This window comes from Rhizobacter sp. P2_H2, assembly GCF_056403375.1.
In genome coordinates this window covers 1-20366 of sequence record NZ_JBFUFP010000026.1, presented here as the reverse complement: position 1 = coordinate 20366, position 20366 = coordinate 1, and the positions used below count along the sequence as shown (strand labels likewise).

Annotated in this window: 18 protein-coding genes; 6 read left to right on the top strand and 12 right to left on the bottom strand. The window is 71.1% G+C overall.

Going from position 1 to position 20366, the window contains the following annotated elements; genetic code table 11:
- Nucleotides 1-2601, bottom strand: a 2601-nt coding sequence (locus AC1D15_RS04005; RefSeq protein WP_477825012.1) for a hypothetical protein, incomplete at its 3' end; no start/stop codon positions are given.
- A 275-nt stretch (nucleotides 2602-2876) separates the two neighbouring features.
- Here AC1D15_RS04005 and AC1D15_RS04000 point away from each other — a divergent pair.
- Nucleotides 2877-3293 (top strand): hypothetical protein, encoded by a 417-nt coding sequence (locus tag AC1D15_RS04000; RefSeq protein WP_477825011.1) that lies wholly within the window; start codon nucleotides 2877-2879, stop codon nucleotides 3291-3293.
- On the opposite strand, the gene AC1D15_RS03995 is transcribed toward AC1D15_RS04000, so the two are convergent.
- From AC1D15_RS03995 to AC1D15_RS03975, 5 genes are read right to left on the bottom strand one after another with little or no spacing between them, the layout of a single operon-like run.
- Entirely contained in the window at nucleotides 3294-4148 is an 855-nt protein-coding gene (locus AC1D15_RS03995) for a MipA/OmpV family protein (RefSeq protein WP_465111288.1), read from the bottom strand.
- Nucleotides 4148-4540, bottom strand: coding sequence for an Ig-like domain-containing protein (locus AC1D15_RS03990; RefSeq protein WP_156154668.1), 393 nt, complete (start codon nucleotides 4538-4540; stop codon nucleotides 4148-4150). The genes AC1D15_RS03995 and AC1D15_RS03990 overlap by 1 nt, the downstream gene beginning before the upstream one ends.
- Before the next feature lie 18 nt (nucleotides 4541-4558).
- Nucleotides 4559-5590 carry an MBL fold metallo-hydrolase gene (locus tag AC1D15_RS03985; protein ID WP_477825010.1) on the bottom strand — a complete coding sequence of 344 codons (1032 nt, stop codon included), beginning with the start codon at nucleotides 5588-5590 and terminating at the stop codon, nucleotides 4559-4561.
- Nucleotides 5591-5628: 38 nt separating this feature from the next.
- Complete coding sequence (locus AC1D15_RS03980) at nucleotides 5629-6246, bottom strand: TetR/AcrR family transcriptional regulator (RefSeq protein ID WP_465111286.1); 618 nt, start codon at nucleotides 6244-6246, stop codon at nucleotides 5629-5631.
- 59 nt (nucleotides 6247-6305) lie between these two features.
- Nucleotides 6306-7850 (bottom strand): vWA domain-containing protein, encoded by a 1545-nt coding sequence (locus tag AC1D15_RS03975; RefSeq protein ID WP_477825009.1) that lies wholly within the window; start codon nucleotides 7848-7850, stop codon nucleotides 6306-6308.
- A 155-nt stretch (nucleotides 7851-8005) separates the two neighbouring features.
- Here AC1D15_RS03975 and AC1D15_RS03970 point away from each other — a divergent pair, with 155 nt between their 5' ends.
- Both AC1D15_RS03970 and AC1D15_RS03965 read left to right on the top strand, forming a co-directional pair.
- Nucleotides 8006-8644 carry a sigma-70 family RNA polymerase sigma factor gene (locus AC1D15_RS03970; protein ID WP_477825008.1) on the top strand — a complete coding sequence of 213 codons (639 nt, stop codon included), beginning with the start codon at nucleotides 8006-8008 and terminating at the stop codon, nucleotides 8642-8644.
- Complete coding sequence (locus AC1D15_RS03965; protein ID WP_477825007.1) at nucleotides 8641-9780, top strand: hypothetical protein; 1140 nt, start codon at nucleotides 8641-8643, stop codon at nucleotides 9778-9780. Before AC1D15_RS03970 ends, AC1D15_RS03965 begins: the two co-directional genes overlap by 4 nt.
- Before the next feature lie 116 nt (nucleotides 9781-9896).
- Here AC1D15_RS03965 and AC1D15_RS03960 read toward each other — a convergent pair whose 3' ends face one another.
- The 4 genes from AC1D15_RS03960 to AC1D15_RS03945 are packed head-to-tail and all read right to left on the bottom strand — an operon-like array spanning nucleotide 9897 to nucleotide 13972.
- The gene (locus tag AC1D15_RS03960) at nucleotides 9897-10853 is read right to left on the bottom strand and encodes a D-2-hydroxyacid dehydrogenase family protein (RefSeq protein WP_477825006.1); all 957 of its coding nucleotides are present in this window, start codon (nucleotides 10851-10853) and stop codon (nucleotides 9897-9899) included.
- Nucleotides 10850-12220, bottom strand: a complete 1371-nt coding sequence (locus AC1D15_RS03955; protein ID WP_465111281.1) for an MmgE/PrpD family protein — start codon at nucleotides 12218-12220, stop codon at nucleotides 10850-10852. The genes AC1D15_RS03960 and AC1D15_RS03955 overlap by 4 nt, the downstream gene beginning before the upstream one ends.
- 11 nt (nucleotides 12221-12231) lie before the next feature.
- Nucleotides 12232-13212, bottom strand: a complete 981-nt coding sequence (locus tag AC1D15_RS03950) for a Bug family tripartite tricarboxylate transporter substrate binding protein (RefSeq protein WP_465111280.1) — start codon at nucleotides 13210-13212, stop codon at nucleotides 12232-12234.
- A gap of 52 nt (nucleotides 13213-13264) precedes the next feature.
- Nucleotides 13265-13972, bottom strand: coding sequence for a GntR family transcriptional regulator (locus tag AC1D15_RS03945; protein ID WP_477825005.1), 708 nt, complete (start codon nucleotides 13970-13972; stop codon nucleotides 13265-13267).
- Between the two features lie 128 nt (nucleotides 13973-14100).
- On the opposite strand from AC1D15_RS03945, the gene uvrA reads away from it, so the two are divergent.
- Entirely contained in the window at nucleotides 14101-17082 is a 2982-nt protein-coding gene (uvrA, locus tag AC1D15_RS03940) for an excinuclease ABC subunit UvrA (protein ID WP_477825004.1), read from the top strand.
- 171 nt (nucleotides 17083-17253) lie between these two features.
- Nucleotides 17254-17859, top strand: a complete 606-nt coding sequence (locus AC1D15_RS03935; protein ID WP_465111277.1) for a 2-hydroxychromene-2-carboxylate isomerase — start codon at nucleotides 17254-17256, stop codon at nucleotides 17857-17859.
- Between the two features lies 1 nt (nucleotide 17860).
- Here the strand turns inward: AC1D15_RS03935 and AC1D15_RS03930 are convergent, their stop codons facing one another.
- Both AC1D15_RS03930 and AC1D15_RS03925 read right to left on the bottom strand, forming a co-directional pair.
- Nucleotides 17861-18022, bottom strand: coding sequence for a hypothetical protein (locus AC1D15_RS03930; RefSeq protein ID WP_156154667.1), 162 nt, complete (start codon nucleotides 18020-18022; stop codon nucleotides 17861-17863).
- Nucleotides 18023-18045: 23 nt separating this feature from the next.
- Entirely contained in the window at nucleotides 18046-18591 is a 546-nt protein-coding gene (locus AC1D15_RS03925; protein ID WP_465111276.1) for an invasion associated locus B family protein, read from the bottom strand.
- Between the two features lie 206 nt (nucleotides 18592-18797).
- On the opposite strand from AC1D15_RS03925, the gene AC1D15_RS03920 reads away from it, so the two are divergent.
- On the top strand, nucleotides 18798-20366 hold a 1569-nt coding region (locus AC1D15_RS03920; protein WP_477825003.1), incomplete at its 3' end, for a PAS domain-containing sensor histidine kinase.

Sequence of the window (20366 nt, the reverse complement as noted above, 5' to 3'; positions counted from 1 at the left end):
ATCGTCGGCGGCGCTGCGCAGCCGCGCGGCCACGCGCAGGCCGTGGCGCGCCGGGCTGCGCCAGCCGGGCAGTTGCGCGAGCCAGGTGTCGTGCAGCGCGCGGCCGAAATCCTCGCCGAGGCGGTGGTAGCTCTCCCACTGCGCCTCGTCGAACGATTGGTCGCCGGTCGATTCGTGCGGAAAGCGCTCGTGCTGCCGCGCATAGGCCAGCAGGTCGACGTCGAGCGCGTCGTGCAGGTTCGGCTTGACCACCAGCAGCGTGCCCTCGGGCCGCCACGGCCCGCGCGGGCCGGCGCGCTCGCGGTAGCGCACGCGCGCAAGCAGCACGCCGCGGGTGGAGTGGTTGTCGGCCATGTGCTCCGGCGACAGCACGGTCAGGTCGCTGCCGGCCAGGCTGAACAGGTGCTGCGCCTCCTCGCGGGTGTAGAAGTCGATCTCGGCGCCGAAGTCGATGCGCGCCTTGCGCACCAGGTTCTCGATGTCGCCGAAGCCGTAGTCGGCATCGCAGCTGGCGTCGGCGAGCACCATGAAGTCGGTCTCGCGCTTGAGCAGCGGGTAGATGCCGCTGTTCTCGAAGTGCCCGCCGTCCGACAGGTACCACCAGGGCCGCTCGACGCCGAAGAAGGTGGCCGAGGCCTCGCTCGCCAGCATCAGCGGCTTCGGCGCGAAGCGCCACGCGAGCCGGCTGAGCCAGCGCAGCTGCACCGATTCGCGCGGCGCGCGCACCCAGTGGCCGAGCCGCACGCCGAGGAAGTACACCAGCAGCGCGAGCCCGCGCGAGGTGTACGAGCCGGCCCCGGGCGAGGCGGCCGCGCCCGACACCGCGATCCAGCGGCCCAGCGTGCCGGTGTCATCGTCCGGCTGCAGCGCGACGAACTCCGTCGGGCCGATCTCCAGCCCGCGCCAGGTGGCCGTCACCGCGGTGCCCTTGCGGTCGGCGTTGTACAGGCCGCTCTGGTCGTCGCGCGTCTGGTTCAGGCAGGTGTTCACCAGGTGGATCGGGCCGCCGCGAGCCTCGGGGCGGTAGCTGTCCAGCGCGGTGTCGTCACCGTCGACCACGCTGGTCACGTCCTGGGCCGGGCCGCCCTGGGTGCCGTGCGCGACCCCACCGACCAGGCCGCGCCGCGGGTTGCCCACCGCGAGGTAGGCGCGCGTCAGCCGCGCCCGGTAGAAGCTGTGCAGCGACGAGGTGTTCGCCATCTGCGCATTGCCGGCGGTCAGCACGATCCAGCCGAGCCACAGYGCGCCGACCAGCACGGCGCGCATCCACGCCGGCACCTCGCGCAGCGCGCTGAAGGTCTCGGGCGCGAACACGAACCACTGCAGCACGACCAGCCAGGCCGTCACCAGCGCGAGCAGGCCGACCAGCGAGCCGACGTCCATCAACCGCGGCAGCCAGCCGCGCGCGCGGGCGCCGGCCTCGGCCGCCATCTGCTGCAGCGGCTGCGCGAGCCGGCGCAGCACCAGCACCACGACGCCGCCGAAGCCGACGCCGCCCCACAGCCACTGGTTGCCCGATTGCAGCTCCTCCAGCACCCACCAACTGGTGCGGTCGAGCGCGCCGAGCCCGCCGATCGCGGCGACGACGAGCGTGGCCGCCTTCAGCCAGCGCGTCAGCTGGTTGCGCAGCCGCGCGACGGCCAGCGCATGCGGCTCGCGGCCGAGCGCGAGGCGCGTCTGCACGAACAGCTGGCCGACCACGATCGACAGCAGCGCGAGCAGCGCCGCGGTGGCCCAGTCGAGCGCGTCGCGCACCGGGTTCACCGTGCTGCCGCTGCGCAGCTCGCGCAGCAGCAGCCACGCGGCGAAGGCCATCGCGGTGACGAACACCACGTCGCGCCAGCCGGGCCCTACCGCACGCGCATCGGGGTCGTGCGTGTCGCGCGCGGCCCAGTAGCCGGCCACCAGCCCCGGCGCGGTCGCGGCCCACAGCGCCAGCGCGGCCGGCCACCACGGCGTGAACCACCGCTCCCAGCCCTGCGGGTCGAGCTGCTGCGTGCTGTGCTGCCACAGGTGCGGCGCGATCACCAGCAGGCCGAGCAGCATGCAGGCGAACATGAACTCGGTGTGGATCGCGAGCCAGGCGCGCAGGTAGGTGACGACCGCGATGCCGATGTCGCGCGAGCCGGCCGGCGACAGGTAGCGGCCGTTGCGGCGCAGCCATTGCAGCACCGGTGAATCGCTGCGCGCGAGCAGCGCCTGCGCCTGCTGCAGCCCGAACGCGTTGACGAGGCGGCCGAACATCGCGCCGGTGTAGCCGCCGCCCGAGACGGTGGACAGGTAGTCGACGCGGCCCAGCAGGCCGTCGGCCACCAGCGAGCGGTCGGCCGGGTCGGCGCGCTCGCGGTTCGGCTGGCCCTGGCTCTGCGACAGGCCACGCAGCAGCCCGAGCGCGAAGGTCGCGCTGCGCACGCCGCCGCCGGACAGCGCGAGGCCGACGGTGGGCAGCTTCAGCGCCGGGTGCTCGTCGCCGTCGGCCAGGCCGAGCGCATGGCGGCGCCGCGCCTGCAGCGCGAGCTGTTCGGCCTGTTGGAGCGCTTTCCAATCATCTGGCAAAGAGCCGGCCGGCAACGCTGCCGATCCATCGTCTTGAGGCTTCATGAGCCGTGTCCCCTGGGGCCGTTCGTGTGGCGGCCTCGCCGCGACTGTAGGACCGCGCGGGAAGCTTGTCAGCCGCTGTCTGACCTGCGACCTAGGGGGCTGCCCGACACGCTGTGTCAGCGCGATGAAACCCAGCTGTAACCGGCTGTGCGGGCGCCAACAAATGCCGTGTTCTTGTGCGCGGACCCGCCCCCGGGTCCGAAACGACGGCTTCGTGCCGACGCCGGGCCGTCGAAAAGAAAGGGCACAGACAGACCCGATCGAAAGCCCGCCCCATGTTCCTGCCCCGCCCCCTCATCGCCGCCTGCCTCGCCGRTCTGTCGCTGGCCGCATTCGCACCCGTGGTGGCGGCCGAGACCTGGGGCCTGCACATCGCGAGCAAGCACATCCCGGCGAAGCGCTACAACAACTCGAACCCGGGCCTCTACTACCGCAGCGACGACAACTGGACGGTCGGCGCGTATCGCAACTCGCTGCGCCGCAACAGCGTCTACGCCGGCTACACGCTGGAGCACGGCCGCTTCGGCGTGACGATGGGCGGCGTGACCGGCTACGACCACGCGGTGCAGCCGTTGTTCGTGCCGACGGTGTCGCTGTTCACGGTGCACGGCGTGACGACGCGCATCGCGTTCATTCCGCGCGTTGAAAAACGCATCGGCTCGCACGTGCTGCACCTGATGGTCGAGTTCTGATCAGGGAACCCGCTGCTCACTCTTCCATGGCGTCCAGATGAGGGCCGCCGCGAAACTGGCCGTGCTGCTGCGCTCGAACAGCGGGCTCGCACGGTTCGCCGCGCCGGCGTGGTTGTTCAGCGAGGCACCGAGGCTCAGCACCGTGTCGGTCGCGATGCGGCGTGACCACCACGCGCGCACGCCGCTGCCGAAGTAGCCGGAGCTCGCGTCGTAGGCCGGCCGCTGCGCGGTCGCGTAGCGCGGGTCCACCTGGTAGAAATAGTCGTGCAGCGATTCGCTGGCCCAGGTGCTGACCACGCTGAGCTGCACCTGGCTCTCGCTGTCGGGCCAGCCGCGGCGCTGCCAGCGCAGCTCGGGTTCGACAACGCTGCCGTGGCGGTCGATGCCGCGCCCGTCGGTCGAGAACACCGCGCGCGCCTTCAGGTGGGCACTGAGCTGCTGGCCGTCCTGCAGCGGCAGGCGCCAGCGCAGCTGCGGGCCCAGCTCGAACAGGTAGTCGAGACCGGGCATGCCGCGGCGAGCATCGTTGTCGCGTGCGTTGAACGCGGCCGCGCCCGACAGGTCGAGTTCGAGGCGCCCGCCGGCGAACAGCCGGCTGCGCACGCCGTCTTCATCGACACGCAGGCGCTCGCCACGGTAGACGAAGATCGGCACCGGGGCGATGCGCGCGTGGCGTGTGCCGGCGGCGGGATAGTCGGGGCCGTTGACGGCGACGCCGCCGACGCCGATCTCCCACAGTGGCTTGCCGCTCGGCGTGGCCTCGATCTTCACGGGCGGGGCGTCGGCCTGCTGTGCGTGGCTGAGCGTGGTGGAGAGGAGCAGCAGTGAGGTGAAGACCCGCGGCAGCCGGCGCATCAGGGCGTCACGCTCAGGGCCAGCGTGTTGCTGTCGGCCGCATGGCCGTCGTTGTCGACCGCCCGCGCGTACACGCGCACCGTGCTGCGGCCGTCGGTCGGGCCGGTCAGCGTCCATTCGTAGGGCGGGGAGCTGTCGCCGCCCAGCAGCACCGAGCTCAGCCCGTCGAGGCGGTAGAAGCGCACCTCGTCGATGCCGCTCTGGTCGCTCGCGGCAGCGGAGAGGCGCACCGAGCCGCCGGCCTGCACCGACGATGACGAAGCCACGAGCTGCACGCTCGGCGGGCCGTCGTCATCGAAGCCGTTGCTCCATTCGACGTAGAAGCCGCCGCCGCAGGCGGTGAGCAGCGCCGCGCCGGCGAGCACGGCTGAAAGGGGGGCAGGTCGTCGCATCAGTGGATGCTACCCCGCTCACACACTCGTCCACCACCGTTTCCCCGGCTGCGGTGCGTCCAGCGCGAGGCGCTCGCCCATTTCAGGCGTGGCCAGCCGCACGCCATGCGTCGCGGCCAGGTCGAGGATGCGGTCGAACGGCTCGTGCCACGGGTGCAGCGCCAGGTCGAAGGTGCCGTTGTGCACCGGCATCAGCCAGCGCCCGCGCAGGTCGAGGTGGGCCTGCAGCGTCTCCTCGGGCTGCATGTGCACCTCGGGCCACTCCTTGTCGTAGGCGCCGGTCTCGAGCAGCGTCACGTCGAACGGGCCGAAGCGGTCGCCGATGGTCTTGAAGTCGGCGTGGTAGCCGGTGTCGCCGCTGAAGAAGAGCCGCAGGTCGCCCGCGACGATGACCCACGAGGCCCACAGCGTGCGGTCGCCGTCGCTCAGGCTGCGGCCCGAGAAATGTTGCGCCGGCGTGGCCACCAGCTGCACCCCGTGCACGCTGGTCGACTGCCACCAGTCGAGCTGGCGCACCTTGGCGGCGTCGATGCCCCAGCCGATCAGGCGCTCGCCGACGCCCAGCGGCGTGGTGAACACTTCCACCTTCGGCGCGAGCTCGAGGATCGCGGCGTGGTCGAGGTGATCGAAGTGGTCGTGCGACAGGATCACGCCCTTGATCGGCGGCAACTCGGCGATGGAGATCGGCGGCGCATGGAAGCGCTTCGGGCCGGCCCATTGCACCGGCGACGCGCGCTCGGAGAACACCGGATCGGTGAGCCAGAACTCGCCGGCCAGCTTCAGCAGCAGCGTCGAATGGCCGAGCCGGAACAGGCTGGCATCGGGCGCCTCGGCCAGTGCCGCTGCGGTGAGCGCCTGCACCGGGATCGGCGCATGCGGCACGGTGGTGTCGGGCTTGCTGGTCAGCACGCGCCAGGCGATCGACAGCGTCTTCAGGAAGCCGGGCGACTGGCGCGGCGCGACGTTGCGGAACTTGCCATCGCGGTGCTGCGGCGACTGGCTGTGGTCGGCAGGGGCGATGCGGCGGGGGCAGAGGGAGGCGGAAGTCATGGCAGGGTCACTCCGGGTGGGCATTCAGGGGCGCACGCTCAGCGGCGCGTCGAGACAGGTGCGGGCACGCGGCACACCAGCCGGATCGCGACGCGCATGCGCTCGCGGTACTCGGCGGTGCTCTTCGCCTGGTGCTTGATGCCGTGCGATGCGGCCGTCAGGTGCAGCGCCAGGTCCTTCGCGCCGAGCCCGGCTTCCTTCCAGCCGGCGGCGATGCCGCTGGCCTGCAGCACGCGCGACAGGTCGGCGACCATCGCCTGCTCGAGCTCGTCGAGCACCGGGCCGACCAGCTGCGTCGCGGTGGCGAACAGCTCGGCCAGGTGCTCCTGCGGCATCTCGCTGCCGTCGCCCTGCGACTTCAGCGCCATGAAGGCGACGAGCAGGCGCTCGTCGATCGGCAGTTCGTCGCGCGCCAGCGCCGCGCGCATCGTGGCGCGGCTCTGGCCGATCAGCTGGACCACCACCTCCTTGAACAGCGCCTCCTTGTTGGCGAAGTGCAGGTAGAGGCCCTGGCGCGACAGGTCGGCGGCGCGCGCCAGGTCGTCCATCGAGGTCTTGCGGTAGCCGTAGCGCAGGAAGACGCCGGCGGCGGATTGCAGGATGGCGTCGCGGCGCGCGCTGGTCGGATCGACCGGATCGAGGGTTGCAGAAGGCATCGGTGAAGCAGGCGGCAGGTTGATCGATTGCCGCTACTTTACACTATGTGCACACAGTGTCAAGTACGCTTCAGCTTCGCCAACTCATCGCCGACCAGCTTCACGACCAGCCGGTCCAGCGTCTGCACCGAGTACTGCTTCACGTCGTGCGTGGTCTGCGTGCCGGGGCCGCTGCCCGGGTCGGCCGCATCGCGGTAGGTCAGGAACACGAAGCGGCCCGCGGTGTACTGCGCCATCTGCCGGTAGATGTACTCGCCGACCGGATCGAGCCCGCTCGCGCCGACCGCGAACAGCTTGATGCCTTTCGCGAGCGCGGCCTGCATGTCGGTGTCGTACTGCGGGCCGCCGTAGTCCAGGTGCGGCGGCGCATCGGCCACCAGCACCACCATGCGGGCCGCGTCGCGCCGCCAGCTCAGGCCGTGCACCACCTCGTGCAGCGCCTCGTTCAGCGCCTCCGGCGTGTCGCCGCCGCCGTTCGCCTGGACCTGGCCGAGCACCTGCTGGAAGCCGCGCAGGTCGTCGGTGAAGTCCTGCGTGCGCGTGAGGAACGCATCGCCGCGGTCGCGGTAGGCCACCAGGCCCCAGCAGACATCGGGCTGCACCGGCAGTTGCGAGATCTGCTGCGCCATCGCGTGCATCGAGTTCTTCAGCTTCGCGATCTCGTCGCCCATCGAGCCGGTCGCGTCGACCAGGAACACCAGGTCGAGCCGCGGACGCTGCGCCGCCACCGCCTGGCCGAGGCGCACCTGCACCGCGCTCGCCTGGCCGCGCTGCAGTTGCGCGCGGCCTTGCATGCCGTTCTTGCGCACCGCGATACCGAGGATGCGGTCGCCTTGCGTGCCCTGCCCCAGGAACGCACGCGGGTGCAGCCAGACCCGGCCGGCGGTGTCGGTCCGCGCCCACATCACCGGCTGCGCGACGCCGGCGCGCTGGATCGCCACCTCGGCGTCGTGCACCGGGTCGCCCTGCGCATCGGTCACCTCGAGCAGGTAGCGCTCGCTGATGTCGCGCTCGCGCACCGGCAGGCCGGCGTTGCGCTGCCGGTAGGCGAGGTACTCGCCGAAGTCGGCGTTGTCGTCGACCATGCCGGCGGTGACGGTCTCGCGCGCCGGACGGGGCTTCGTCGGCTGCGGCGCGGGCGGGGCCGGCCAGGGCTCGGGGGCGAACGATCCGCTCGCTTCGGCCGACGGTTTCGCGGCGGGAGCGACCGGCGCGACGGCCATCGGCGCGCGCTCGCGCACCGCATCGGCCGCCGAGCCCGCGGCCATCGCCGGCTCGTCGCGCCGCTCCGGTGCCGACTTCGACTCGGTCTTCAGCGACTCGCGCTCGAGGCGCTCGGCGCGGCCCAGGCGCCGGTTGCCGTACTGGCCGGGGCCGCCCGGCACCTCGCGCATCGCCGGCAGGCGGTGGCAGCTGGTGGCCGACGGCGGCGAGAACGCGGGCGGTGCATCGTCAAGCTGCGGCTGCGCGTCCTGCCACACCGGCGGCCAGGGCTCGGCGGCCTGCGCGAGGTTGCCGTCCAGGCTGCCGGCGCAGGCGGCCAGCAGCAGCGAGGCGATCAGCACCGAGGTCAGCGTGCGGCGCGGGGTCTTCATCGTGTCCATGCGGGTCTCCAGGGTTGTCGGAACGTGACCCTGGCTGACACGTGGCAGCCGGTGCGATGGGGTGAACCTCGCCGCGATATTTTTGCGGGCCGTCGTTTCACCCCGTTGCGCACCGCCGCGCGTATCACCCACCGTATCAGGCAGACTGCCATGCCATGCACCCCGGCCCCCACACCGATCCCAGCGACGACCACCTGATGAGCGCCTATGCCGGCGGCGACGCCGCCGCCTTCGAAGCTTTGTATGCCCGCCACCAGGCCGGGCTGTACCGCTTCGTGCGCCGGCTGCTCGGCGGCGCGCTGTCGGCGCAGACCGACGAGGTGTTCCAGGACACCTGGCTGCGCGTGGTCAACGCGCGTGCCAGCTGGCAGCCGCAGGGCGCGAGCTTTCGCACCTGGCTGTTCACGCTGGCGCACCACCGGGTGATCGACGTCTGGCGGCGCAGCGGCCGCGAGGTGTCGATCACCAACGACGACGATGACGACGCGCCGTGGGAGCCCGAGGCAGCCGAGGGCGTGCCATGGCAGCAGTGGCCGGCGCCGCAGGGCGAAGACATCGCGTTCTGGCGGCGCGCCGGCGAGCGCCTGCTGGCCTGCCTGGAAGAGCTGCCGCTGCCGCAGCGCAGCGCCTTCCTGCTGCACCACGACGACGAGCTGCCGCTGGCCGACGTGGCACGGGCGCTGGAGGTCGGCTTCGAGACCGCGAAGACGCGGCTGCGCTACGCGATGAGCAAGCTGCGCAGTTGCATGGGGGCGTACCTCGCGCCGCTGAACGGCACGGAGGCTTCGCGATGAGCGGCGAACCGGACATCGAGCGCGACGACATCGAGCACGACCGTCACCTGCGGCAGGCGCTGCGCCATGCGCCGGATGCCGATGCGGCGCCGCCGGCGGCGCTGCGCGAGCTGATCCTGCGCCAGGCGCAGGCGAAGGCGCGCGAGGGACGGCCGGCTGCTGCGGCGACACCGTCGGTGGGGCAGCGGCTGTGGGACTGGATCGGCCGCCCCCGCTTCGCCGGTGCGCTGGCCGGCGTGATGGTGATCGGCTTCGCCGGACTGCTGTGGCGCGATCGCCCGCCGGAAGAGGCACTGCCGCCGCGGGTGGCGATGCAGGCGCCCGCCGCGCCGGCGCCGGTCGCGGAGCCCGCACCGGTCGAGCAGGAGAAGAAGGCCAAGACGGCGCCGGCGGGCGAAGCACCTGCACCGGCGCCCGCGCAGGCACAGGCTCCGCGCGTCGAGAAGCCGAAGCCGGCGGCACCTCACCGCGCCGAAGAGGCCAAGCGGCGTGATGCGGCGGCCGATTCGCGCGGCATCGTGGCCGAGGAAACGACGCTGCAGATGCCGGGGCCGACGGCGGCAGCACCGCCTGCAGCTGCACCCGCACCTCTGCCCGCGCCGGCCCCGCCTGCCGCACCGCGCTCACCCGATTCCGGGGCCGGTGCGAAGGCGGAACGCAGCCGCAACGAGAGCCGCGAGCGCAGCAGCGAGACTCCTGATCAGAGCGCACGTGTCGCCGCCAAGATGGCCGCGCCGGCTCCCATGGCCGCAGCGCCCGAAGCCGCGGCGATCGCCAGCTTCGCCGCCGCCGGCCCTGCGATCGCCCAGCTGCGCCAGCAGATCAGCGGCGAGGCGACACGCTGGTACTGGCAACGCCCCGGTGGCCCGCAACACCCGTTCGACAACGCCGTCAGCCGCTGGCTCGGCCGGTTGGAGAGCGCCTCGCACGGGCGCTGGCAGAGCCTCGGCAACGTCCGGCCCGCGCCGGGCACCGAACTGCAGTTGCTGCGCGACGGCGAGGTCACGCAGCGCCTGCAGCTGACCGACGATGCGTTGGTGTGGGAGCGCCGCGACGTGGGCGAGACGCTGCGCGCGCCGCTCGATGCGGCGACGCTCGCGTCGCTGCGCCAGGCGTTGGAGGCGGCGACGCCTTGATCACCATGTCCCGTTCGCCCTGAGCAGGGACCGAGCCTGCCGAGGGCCCGTCTGTCGAAGGGTTGCGACCGAAGCGCGCGGGCCTTCGACAAGCTCAGTCCGAACGGGAGTGGGGGTCAGCCCTGCGCCAGCCAGGCCGCCAGGCCGGCCGTGATCCCGCTCGCGAAGCGCTGGAACACCGGCTCGACGACGAAACCCAGGTGCGGCGTCAGCAGCAGGTTCGGTGCCTCGCGCAGCGGATGGTCCGCCGCCAGCGGTTCGGCATCGAACACGTCGAGCGCCGCGGCCCCAGGCCGCCCCTGCTTCAGCGCCGCCACCAGCGCGTCGGTGTCGACCAGCGACGCACGCGAAGTGTTCACCAGCACGCTGTCCGACCGCATCGTCGCCAGCCGCTCGGCGTTGATCAGGTGCCGCGTCTCGGCCGACGGCACCAGGTGCAGGCTGACCACCGCGGAGGTCGCCAGCAGCTCGTCGAGCGACACCGCGCTCGCGCCATGCTGCAGCGCGCGCGCCTCGGTCATGTGCGGGCTCCAGGTGACCACGTCCATCCCGAAGGCCCTGCCGACCGCGGCGACCCGCCCACCGATCTCGCCGAGACCGATCAACCCCAGCCGCTGGCCGTGCAGCACCGGCGCCAGCGGTTCGGCCGCCTCGCTGCGCCAGCCGCCGGCGCGCAGCCGGGCGCTCGCCGCTGCCACCTGCTTCACCGCGCCGAGGATCAGCGCCCAGGTCAGCTCGCAGGTCGCGCTCTTCGACGGGCCCCATTCGGTGTGGTGCACCGGAATGCCGCGTGCCTGCAGCGCCGCGGAGTCGAGCGCGTTGTTGCGCGTGCCGGTGTAGGCGAGGAAACGCAGCTTCGGCAACTGAGCCAGCAGGTCCGCACCGAACGGCGTGCGGTCGCGCATCAGCACGATCGCATCGGCCTCCCGCAACGCAGCGAGCAATGCCTCGCCACGCAGCGGCACGTGGTGGATCGTCACGTCGGCCGCCGCGTCGATCGCGCGCCAGTCGCCGAGCCGGCGGAAGCTGCGCTCCCAATCGTCGAGGACGACGATGCGCGGACGCCGGCTCATGGCCGAGCCAGCGCCACCAGCGCTTTCAGGTCCGCCGCGCTGCCGGCCTTCCAGCCGGCCGCGATCAGCTGCTTCGTCTTGGCGGCGCCGAGCACCGGATCGGAGAGGCCATGGAACTTGCCCTCCAGCGCCGCGTCGCTCATCGGCTTCTGCAGCGAGCCGATCGCGTGCTCGACGAACACATGCACCCGGCGGCCGTCGCGCAGCACCGCGGTCACGTCGGCGCTCGCCTCGTCGATGCGGTCGTCCACCGTGGCCACCACCTTTCGGCGCAGCGCCACCATGTCGGGCCGCGTCACCACCGCATCCGAGAACTCCTCTTCCGCCGCATGGCCGAACACCAGCCCCGCCGCGCAGCCGTGGTAGACGCTGAACTTGCCCTGCAGGCCGTCGGCCGGCTCCTTCTTGCCGGTCAGCTCCAGCACCAGCGAATGCACCTTCAGCTCGAGGCGCTCGACGTCTTCCGCGCGCACGCCCTGCTCGCGCAGCTGCACGCAGGCGTCGATGCTCGGGTGGATCACGATGCCGCAGGCGAACGGCTTGTAGCTGTTGAACGAGATCTCGAAGCGCTCGCCCAGCTCGTCGGTCACCTCGTTCCAGGCGCACTTGGTCGACACCACCTGCGCGAAGCCGCGCGGCGCCTCGATCGCCTTCGGGCTGCTGGTGAAGCCGTGGCGCGCGAGCAGCGCCGACATCAGCCCGGCGCGCGCCGCGGCCCCCGGGTGGAACGGCTTGGTCATCGTGCCGAACTGCTCGCGCAGGCCGACCGGCTGCGAGGCCGCGATGCCCAGCGCCATCGCCGTCTGCTGCACGTCCAGCCCGAGCAGCCGCGCGCAGCCTGCCGCCGCGCCCAGCATGCCGGTGGTGCCGGTGATGTGCCAGCCGCGGTCGTAGTGCTCCGGGTAGACGGTGTTGCCGAGCCGGCAGGCCACGTCGATGCCGATCACCAGCGCATCGACCAGCGCGCGGCCGCTGGCCCCCTGGTGCTCGGCCAGCGCGAGCAGCGCCGAGGCGACCGGTCCGGCCGGGTGGATGATGGTCTTCAGGTGGGTGTCGTCGAAATCGAAGGTGTGCGAGGTGATGCCGTTCACCAGCGCAGCGCTCGCCATGTCGACGCGCTCGCCGCGGCCGAGCACGGTGGCCTGCGGGGCCGGCTGCAGCATGTTGACCGCCGCCAGCGCGGCATCGGCCGCCTCGTGGCGCGCCGCGCCGACCGCGCAGCCCAGCCAGTTCAGGAAGGTGCGGTGCGCCTCGTGGTCGACCGCATCGCTCCAGCCGCGCGACGGGTGTTCGGCGACGAAGCGGGCGAGGATCTGCGTGATCGGCGGGGCGTTGTGGTCGGCGGCGACCTGGGTGTTGCGGGCCATGGGAACTCTCTTCAGTTGTCGAGTTGGATGTTGCGCGCCTTGGCCAGCCTGGCCCAGCGCGCGATGTCGTTGCGCACGTAGTCGCCGAACTGCGCGGGCGTCATCGCCATCGGCTCGATGGCCTCGACGGCGAGCTTGTCGCGCAGGTCGGCGGCCTTCAGCACCGTCGCGAGCGACTCGTTGAGCTGGCGCACGATCGGCTCCGGGATGCCGGCCGGGCCGACCACGCCGTACCACTGCATCGCGTCGAAGCCCTTGTAGCCGGACTCCTCGAGCGTCGGCACGTCCTTGGCCTGCGGGTGGCGCCTGGTGCCGGTGACGGCCAGCGCGCGCACGCTGCCGCTGCGCAGGTGCGGCATCGCCGCCGCGAGGCCGGGGAACATCGCCTGCGTCTGCCCGCCGATCAGGTCGGTGAAGGCCGGCGCGATGCCGCGGTACGGCACGTGCACCATGAACGAGTCGACCTGCTGCTTGAAGAGCTCCATCGTCAGGTGCGTCAGCGAACCCGGGCCGGCCGAGCCGTAGGCGACCTTGCCGGGGTTCTTCTTCAGGTAGTCGACGAACTCCTTCAGCGTCTTCACCGGCAGCTGCGAATTGACCACCAGCACGTTCGGCGTCGCGCCGATCATGCCGATCGGCGTGAAGTCCTTCACCGCGTCGTACGGCAGCTTGCGGGTGGCCGGGCTGGTGCCGTGCGTGCCGACATAACCCTGCATCAGCGTGTAGCCGTCGGGCGCGGCATGAGCCGTGGTCTGCGCGGCGATCACGCCGCCCCCGCCGCCCTGGTTGTCGACCACGATGGTCTGGCCGAGCAGCGCGCCCCAGCGCTCGGTGACGGTGCGGCCGACCATGTCGCTGCCACCGCCGGCGGCCACCGGCACGATGTAGCGCATCGGCTTGCTGGGGAACCTGGCCTGTGCGCGGGCGGTGCCGACGAGGGCCACAGGCAGCGTGCCGAATGCGGCGGCGTGAAGAAGGGTGCGTCGTTTCATGCTTGTCTCCGATGTCGTGGTTTTTTTGAGGCATGGAACCCGGATGCAGTGTCTACGTCGGCGACACGCTCCCGAGTCGTGAATGGGCGTCGGTGACGTGGGCACGCGCGAGGCGCTCGCAGGCGGCGGCATCGCCCTGGCGCAGCGCCTTCGCGATCTGCACGTGCTCGGCGATCGAGATGCGCCGGCCGGCGTCGCCCGACAGGTTGGTCAGCCGCGCGACGTGCAGGCGCTGGATCACGCCGCGGTAGCTGTCGAGCAACTGCCGGTTGCCGACCGCCTCGACGACGGCCCAGTGGAACTTCAGGTTCTCGGCGTAGTAGGCCTGCGCGTCGCCCTGGTCGACGGCCTGGTTCATCGTCGCGATCGCCGCCTCGAGCTGGCGCACCAGCGGCAGGCGGCGCGCACCCGGCAGCACCGCGACGCGCGACGCGRCATAACCGTCGAGCATCTCGCGCAATTCATACAGCTCGCGCACGTCGACCGCCTCGAGCTGGCGCACGAACACGCCGGCGTTCTTGCGCGAGACCACCAGGCCCGAGCTCTCCAGCTCGCGCAGCGCCTCGCGCACCGGTACCCGCGAGACCTTCAGGCGGGCCGCGATATCGGGCTCGTTGATGCGCTGGCCGGGCAGCAGCGCGCCATGCAGGATCAGCTCGAGCACGTCGTCGCGCACCAGCTTGGCGAGGGAGGTGTCGCGCACGTCGTTGACGCGGTTGGCGGCGGCGGCAACAGCGGCGGAAGCGGTCCAGGGCAGCATTCGTATATCGTATACGAAATGGCCGGCGGGTTCCCAGGATTTGTCAGCATCCCCTGTTCGGTGGAACCCCACCGCTGGGCCGCGACGCGCTGCACCCTTATGATGGTCGGTTTCGTGCCTGCGACCCGATGCCCGCGCCTCGACCCACCGATCCCACCGCGGCCGCCTCCGCGGATGCCCCTGCCACCGACGCCTCGATCGAGCTCCCCTTGATCCGCGTCCGCGGCGCCCGCACGCACAACCTCAAGAACATCGACCTCGACATCCCGCGCAACAAGCTGGTGGTGATCACCGGCCTGAGCGGCTCGGGCAAGTCGAGCCTCGCGTTCGACACGCTGTATGCCGAGGGCCACCGACGCTACGTCGAGAGCCTGAGCGCCTATGCGCGCCAGTTCCTGCAGCTGATGGACAAGCCCGATGTCGACGTGATCGAGGGCCTGAGCCCTGCGATCAGCATCGAGCAGAAGGCCACCAGCCACAACCCGCGCTCCACCGTCGGCACGGTGACCGAGATCCACGACTACCTGCGCCTGCTGTACGCGCGCGCCGGCACGCCGTTCTGCCCCGACCACCATGTGCCGCTGCAGGCGCAGAGCGTCAGCCAGATGGTCGACACCGTGCTCGCGCTGCCCGAGGACACCAAGCTGATGGTGCTGGCGCCGGTGGTGCGCGACCGCAAGGGCGAGTTCGGCGACCTGTTCACCGAGATGCAGGCCCAGGGCTACGTGCGCTTTCGCATCGACGGCCAGACGCACGAGGCCACCGAGCTGCCGAAGCTGAAGAAGGCCGAGAAGCACGACATCGACGTCGTGATCGACCGCGTGAAGGTGCAGCCCGACGCCGCCGCGAGCGGCCTGCGCCAGCGCCTGGCCGAGAGCTTCGAGGCCGCGCTGCGCATCGCGCAGGGCCGCGCCGTCGCGCTCGAGATGGACCACGGCCGCGAGCACCTGTTCTCGAGCAAGTTCGCGTGCCCGATCTGCAGCTACTCGCTGAGCGAGCTGGAGCCGCGCCTGTTCTCGTTCAACTCGCCGGTCGGCGCCTGCCCGAGCTGCGACGGGCTGGGGCTGGTCACCGCGTTCGACCCGGAGCGGGTCGTCGCCTTCCCGTCGCTGAGCCTGGCCAGCGGCGCGGTCAAGGGCTGGGACCGCCGCAACGGCTACACCTTCTCGCTGCTCGAGAGCGTCGCGAAGCACTACAAGTTCGACATCGACAAGCCGTTCGAGGACCTGCCCGAACAGGGCCGGCAGGTGCTGCTGTACGGCTCCGGCGATGAGGACATCGCGTTCACCTACGAGAGCGAAGGCACCGGCAAGGGCAAATCGCGCAGCGTCAAGCGCATGCACCCGTTCGAAGGGATCATCCCGACCTTCGAGCGCCGCTACAAGGAAACCGACTCGGCCGCGGTGCGCGAGGACCTGGCGCGCTACCAGGCCGYCCGCCCCTGCCCCGATTGCGAAGGCGCGCGGCTGCGGCGCGAGGCGCGCAATGTGTTCCTGCAAGGGGAAGACGACCACGCGGGCGACAGGAAGGGCGAGCCGATCTTCCGTGTCGAGCATTTCACGCTGCGCGAGTGCCTGCACTACTTCGGCAATCTGAAGCTGCGCGGCGCCAAGGCCGAGATCGCCGACAAGGTGGTGCGCGAGATCCGCTCGCGGCTGAAGTTCCTGAACGACGTCGGCCTGAACTACCTGAGCCTGGACCGCAGCGCCGACACGCTGTCCGGCGGCGAGGCGCAGCGCATCCGGCTGGCCAGCCAGATCGGCTCCGGCCTGACCGGCGTGATGTACGTGCTCGACGAGCCGAGCATCGGCCTGCACCAGCGCGACAACGACCGCCTGATCGGCACGCTGCGCCACCTGCGCGACATCGGCAACAGCGTGCTGGTGGTCGAGCACGACGAAGACGCGATCCGCGCCGCCGACCACGTGATCGACATGGGCCCGGGCGCCGGCGTGCACGGCGGCCACGTGATCGCGCAGGGCACGCCCGACGCGGTGGCGGCGAGCACTGAATCGCTGACCGGGCGCTACCTGTCGCGCGTGCTGCGCATCGCGGTGCCGAAACAGCGCCACCGGGTGAAGGACAAACCCAGGGATCCGGACGACGCGACGCCGACATCGCTGCGCATCGTCAACGCGCGCGGCAATAACCTGAAGGGCGTCACGGTCGAGATCCCGGTCGGGCTGCTGACCTGCGTGACCGGCGTGTCCGGCTCGGGCAAGAGCACACTGGTGAATGACACGCTGTACGCGGCGGTCGCGCGCAAGCTGTACGGCAGCCATGCCGAACCGGAGGCGCACGACACCATCGAGGGGCTGGATGCGTTCGACAAGGTGATCAACGTCGACCAGAGCCCGATCGGGCGCACGCCGCGCAGCAACCCGGCCACCTACACGGGGCTGTTCACGCCGATCCGCGAGCTGTTCGCCGAGATGAACACCGCCAAGGAGCGCGGCTACGGCGCCGGCCGCTTCAGCTTCAACGTGGCCGGCGGGCGCTGCGAATCCTGCCAGGGCGACGGCGTGCTGAAGGTGGAGATGCACTTCCTGCCCGACGTCTACGTGCCCTGCGACGTGTGCCACGGCAAGCGCTACAACCGCGAGACGCTGGAGGTGCTCTACAAGGGCCGCAACATCACCGAGGTGCTGGAGATGACGGTGGAGGACGCGCATGCGTACTTCAACGCGGTGCCCAACATCGCGCGCAAGCTGCAGACGCTGCTCGACGTGGGGCTCGGCTACGTGCGGCTCGGCCAGAGCGCGACCACGCTGTCGGGCGGCGAGGCGCAGCGGGTCAAGCTGGCGCTGGAGCTGTCCAAGCGCGACACCGGCCGCACGCTGTACATCCTCGACGAGCCGACCACCGGGCTGCACTTCGCCGACATCGACCTGCTGCTGCGGGTGCTGCACCAGCTGCGCGACGCCGGCAACACCATCGTCGTGATCGAGCACAACCTCGACGTGATCAAGACCGCCGACTGGCTGATCGACATGGGCCCCGAGGGTGGCGCCGGCGGCGGCATGGTGGTGGCGAGCGGCACGCCGGAAGCCATAGCAGCAAATCCGGCGAGCTTCACGGGGCAGTACCTGAAACCCCTGCTGGCCGAGTGACGGGAACACCCGCACGCCGGGTGTCACCCGAGGTGGCTAGACTCCTGCCCTTCGAGAGGTTCCCATGCCAACTTCATTGAACGCGCAGCCGGCCGAGCGCCGGGCCGCTCCCAAGCCGGCCGGCATCCCCTCGGGGGATCGGCCGATGTACTCATCGGACGAGGGGCTGTCATGCCATTGACCATCGACTACTACCTGTCGCCGCACTCGCCCTATACGTACCTGGGCCACCAGCGCTTCTGCGAGATCGCGGCGGCCGCCGGCGCCAAGGTCAACGTGCTGCCGGTCGACCTGGGCGGCAAGGTGTTTCCGGTGTCGGGCGGCCTGCCGCTGTCGAAGCGCGCGCCGCAGCGCCAGGCCTACCGGCTGGTCGAGCTGAAGCGCTTCAGCGCCTGGCTGAACCAGCCGATCAACCTGCAGCCGAAGTACTTCCCGGTCAACAGCGACGACGCGGCGCAGCTGATCATCGCGGTCGACATGAAGGACGGCACCGACGCGGCGCTGCGCATGACCACGGCGGTGCTGCGGGCGGTGTGGGTGGAAGAGCGCAACATCGCCGACCTGACGGTGCTGCAGGCGATCGTCGCCGAGCAAGGCCTGCCGGCGCAGCGCATGGACGACGCGCACTCGCAGGCGGTGCACGAGCGCTACGAGCAGGATTCGGAAGCCGCGATCGCGGCCGGCGTGTTCGGCGCGCCGAGCTACGTGATCGACGGCGAGATCTTCTGGGGACAGGACCGGCTGGACTTCGTCCAGCGGCGCCTTGAGCAGGGCTGATCTAGCCGTTGCGAACGGCGCTGCCTTCGGCATCGGACGCGTCGGTGACCCAGTTGCCCTGGATCAATTCCTCGACGTTCGGTTGCAGCAGCAGCGCGATCAGCGCGACCAGGAGGCCGACCGCCGTGACGACGGTGATGGTGGCGGCAATGAAGAAGCTCATGACAAGGCCTCCGGTCGGGTGCATCACATGTTGAACTTGGCCTTGGCGCTGTTCACGCAGGCCGTCTTCGCGTCACCGGCCAGCGCATCGCACTTCTCGGTCTCGACCTTGTAGGCCGCGGTCTTCTTGTCGTCGGTGGCTTCGGCCTTGGCCTTCTTGGTGTCGCGCTCGGCCTTGGCATCGGCCTTGGCCTTGGTCTCGGCCGCCTTGGCTTCCTTCACGCAGACGTCCTTCTCGTTGCCGGCCTTGTCGTCGCAGCGCTCCTTGGCGACCTTGTAGTCGGCTGTGGCGATGTCTTCCTTCGCCTTGTAGGTGGCCTTGGCCGTGCCCTTGTAGTCGGCTTCGGCAGTGGCTTCGGTCTTCACGCGGGCCGCCTTGGCTTCGGCCACGCAAATGTCCTTGGCGTTGCTCGCCAGCGATTCGCACTGCTTGTGCGCCGCCTCGTAGGTGGATTTCGCCGAGGCCTTGGCCTGGTCGTAGGCGGTCTTGTCGGCGGCGAAGGCGCCGGTGCTGAGCATCAGTGCAGCGACGGCGGCGGTGATGAACGACAGCGAATGGTGCTTGGTCATGTGGATATCTCCTCGAACAAAATGGCTGGAAGCCGATGCCGGAAGCTTAGGCAGCCACCCCCCGGCGGGTCTGCCGGACAAACCGAGCGATGGGTGTGGGAGTTGCCCTACAGGGCCCCGCAGGGGTGCGTGACATGCTGCCGCCGAGGGCGGCGCGCGGGTTCAAGCGGCTTGAGTGCGGCACGACGCTGCTCGACAATGCCCGCATGCATCCCCCCTCGCCCGACTTGGAGCGCACGCGCCTGCTCGACTTCGCGCGCGCCTCGGGCGACTGGATGTGGGAGACCGATGCGCAACTGCGCTACACCTGGGTCTCCGGCGCGTTCGAGGCGATCACCGGGCTGCCGCCGCTGTCGATGATCGGCCGGCAGATCGCCGATTCGCCGCTGCTCGACGAACTGGCCCAGCCGCTGCCCGGCGGGCGCAGCTTCCACCAGCTGCTGCAGGAACACCGCCCGATCACCCGCGTGCTGACCGACAAGCAGACCGGCCGCGGCGTGCTGCGGATCTCGCGCAGCGCGGTGCCGGTGTTCGATGCGCAAGGGCAGTTCGCCGGCTACCGCGGCACCGCGCGCGATGTCTCGGCCCATGTCGAGGCCGAGCGCAAGGCGCACGTGCAGGCCGAGCTGCTGCGCAAGCTGTCGTCGCAGGTGCCGGGCGTGATCTTCCAGTTCCAGCTGCACCCCGACGGCCAGGTCAGCTACCCGTATGCGAGCGATGCCTCGCGCGAGCTGTTCGGCGTGGAGCCGCCGCGCGACGGCAACGGCGGCGACCCGACCGTGCCGTTCCGCCTGCTGCACCCCGACGACCAGCGCGGCTACCTCGACAGCATCGAGGCCTCGGCGCGCACGCTGACGGCATGGCAGCGCAGCTATCGCATCGTGCGCGACGACGGCAGCGTGCGCTGGATGGAGACCCGCGCGATGCCCGAGCGGCTGGCCGACGGCTCGACGCTGTGGCACGGCTTCACCGCCGACATCACCGCGCAGAAGCAGGCCGAGATCGCGCTGCGCGGCAGCGAGGAGCGCTGGAGCATGGCCGCCGAGGCCGCGGGCATCGGCGTCGCGCAGTTCTCGCTCGCGAGCGGCGAGGTCGCCTTCGACCGGCKCGCCTGCACGAACCACGGCCAGCCGTGGCCGCTGCCGCACTACACGCTGGACGATTTCCTCGCGGCGGTGCACCCCGGCGACCGGGCCGCGACCGAGGCCGCGATCCGGCGCGCGCTGGCCACCGACGGCCGGCTGGAGACCCGCTACCGGCTGCTGCGGCCCGACGGCCAGCCGGCGATGCTGGAGCTGTTTGCACGCTGCACGCACGACACCGCCGGCCGCGTCGACGGCCTGGTCGGCACCTGCCGCGACATCACGCAACAAGCCGCGCTGGAGCAACTGCGCCGCGACAAGGAAGCCGCCGAGCAGGCGAACCGCGCGAAGAGCGAGTTCCTGTCGCGCGTGAGCCATGAGCTGCGCACGCCGCTGAACGGCATCCTCGGCTTCGCGCAGCTGATGTCGCTGGACCGCCTGCACCCGCTCGCGCCCGACCAGCGCCGCCGCATCGACAGCGTGATGCACGCCGGCCGCCACCTGCTGGAGCTGATCAACGACGTGCTGAACCTGGCGCGCATCGAGCAGGAGGATTTCTCGCTGAAGCCGGTGCCGGTGGACCTGTGCGCCGCGGTCGAGAGTTGCCTCGCGATCATCCAGCCGCTGGCCGACAACGCCGGCATCCGGCTGCTCGCGCCGCAGCCCACAGGGTGCTGGGCGACGGCCGATGCA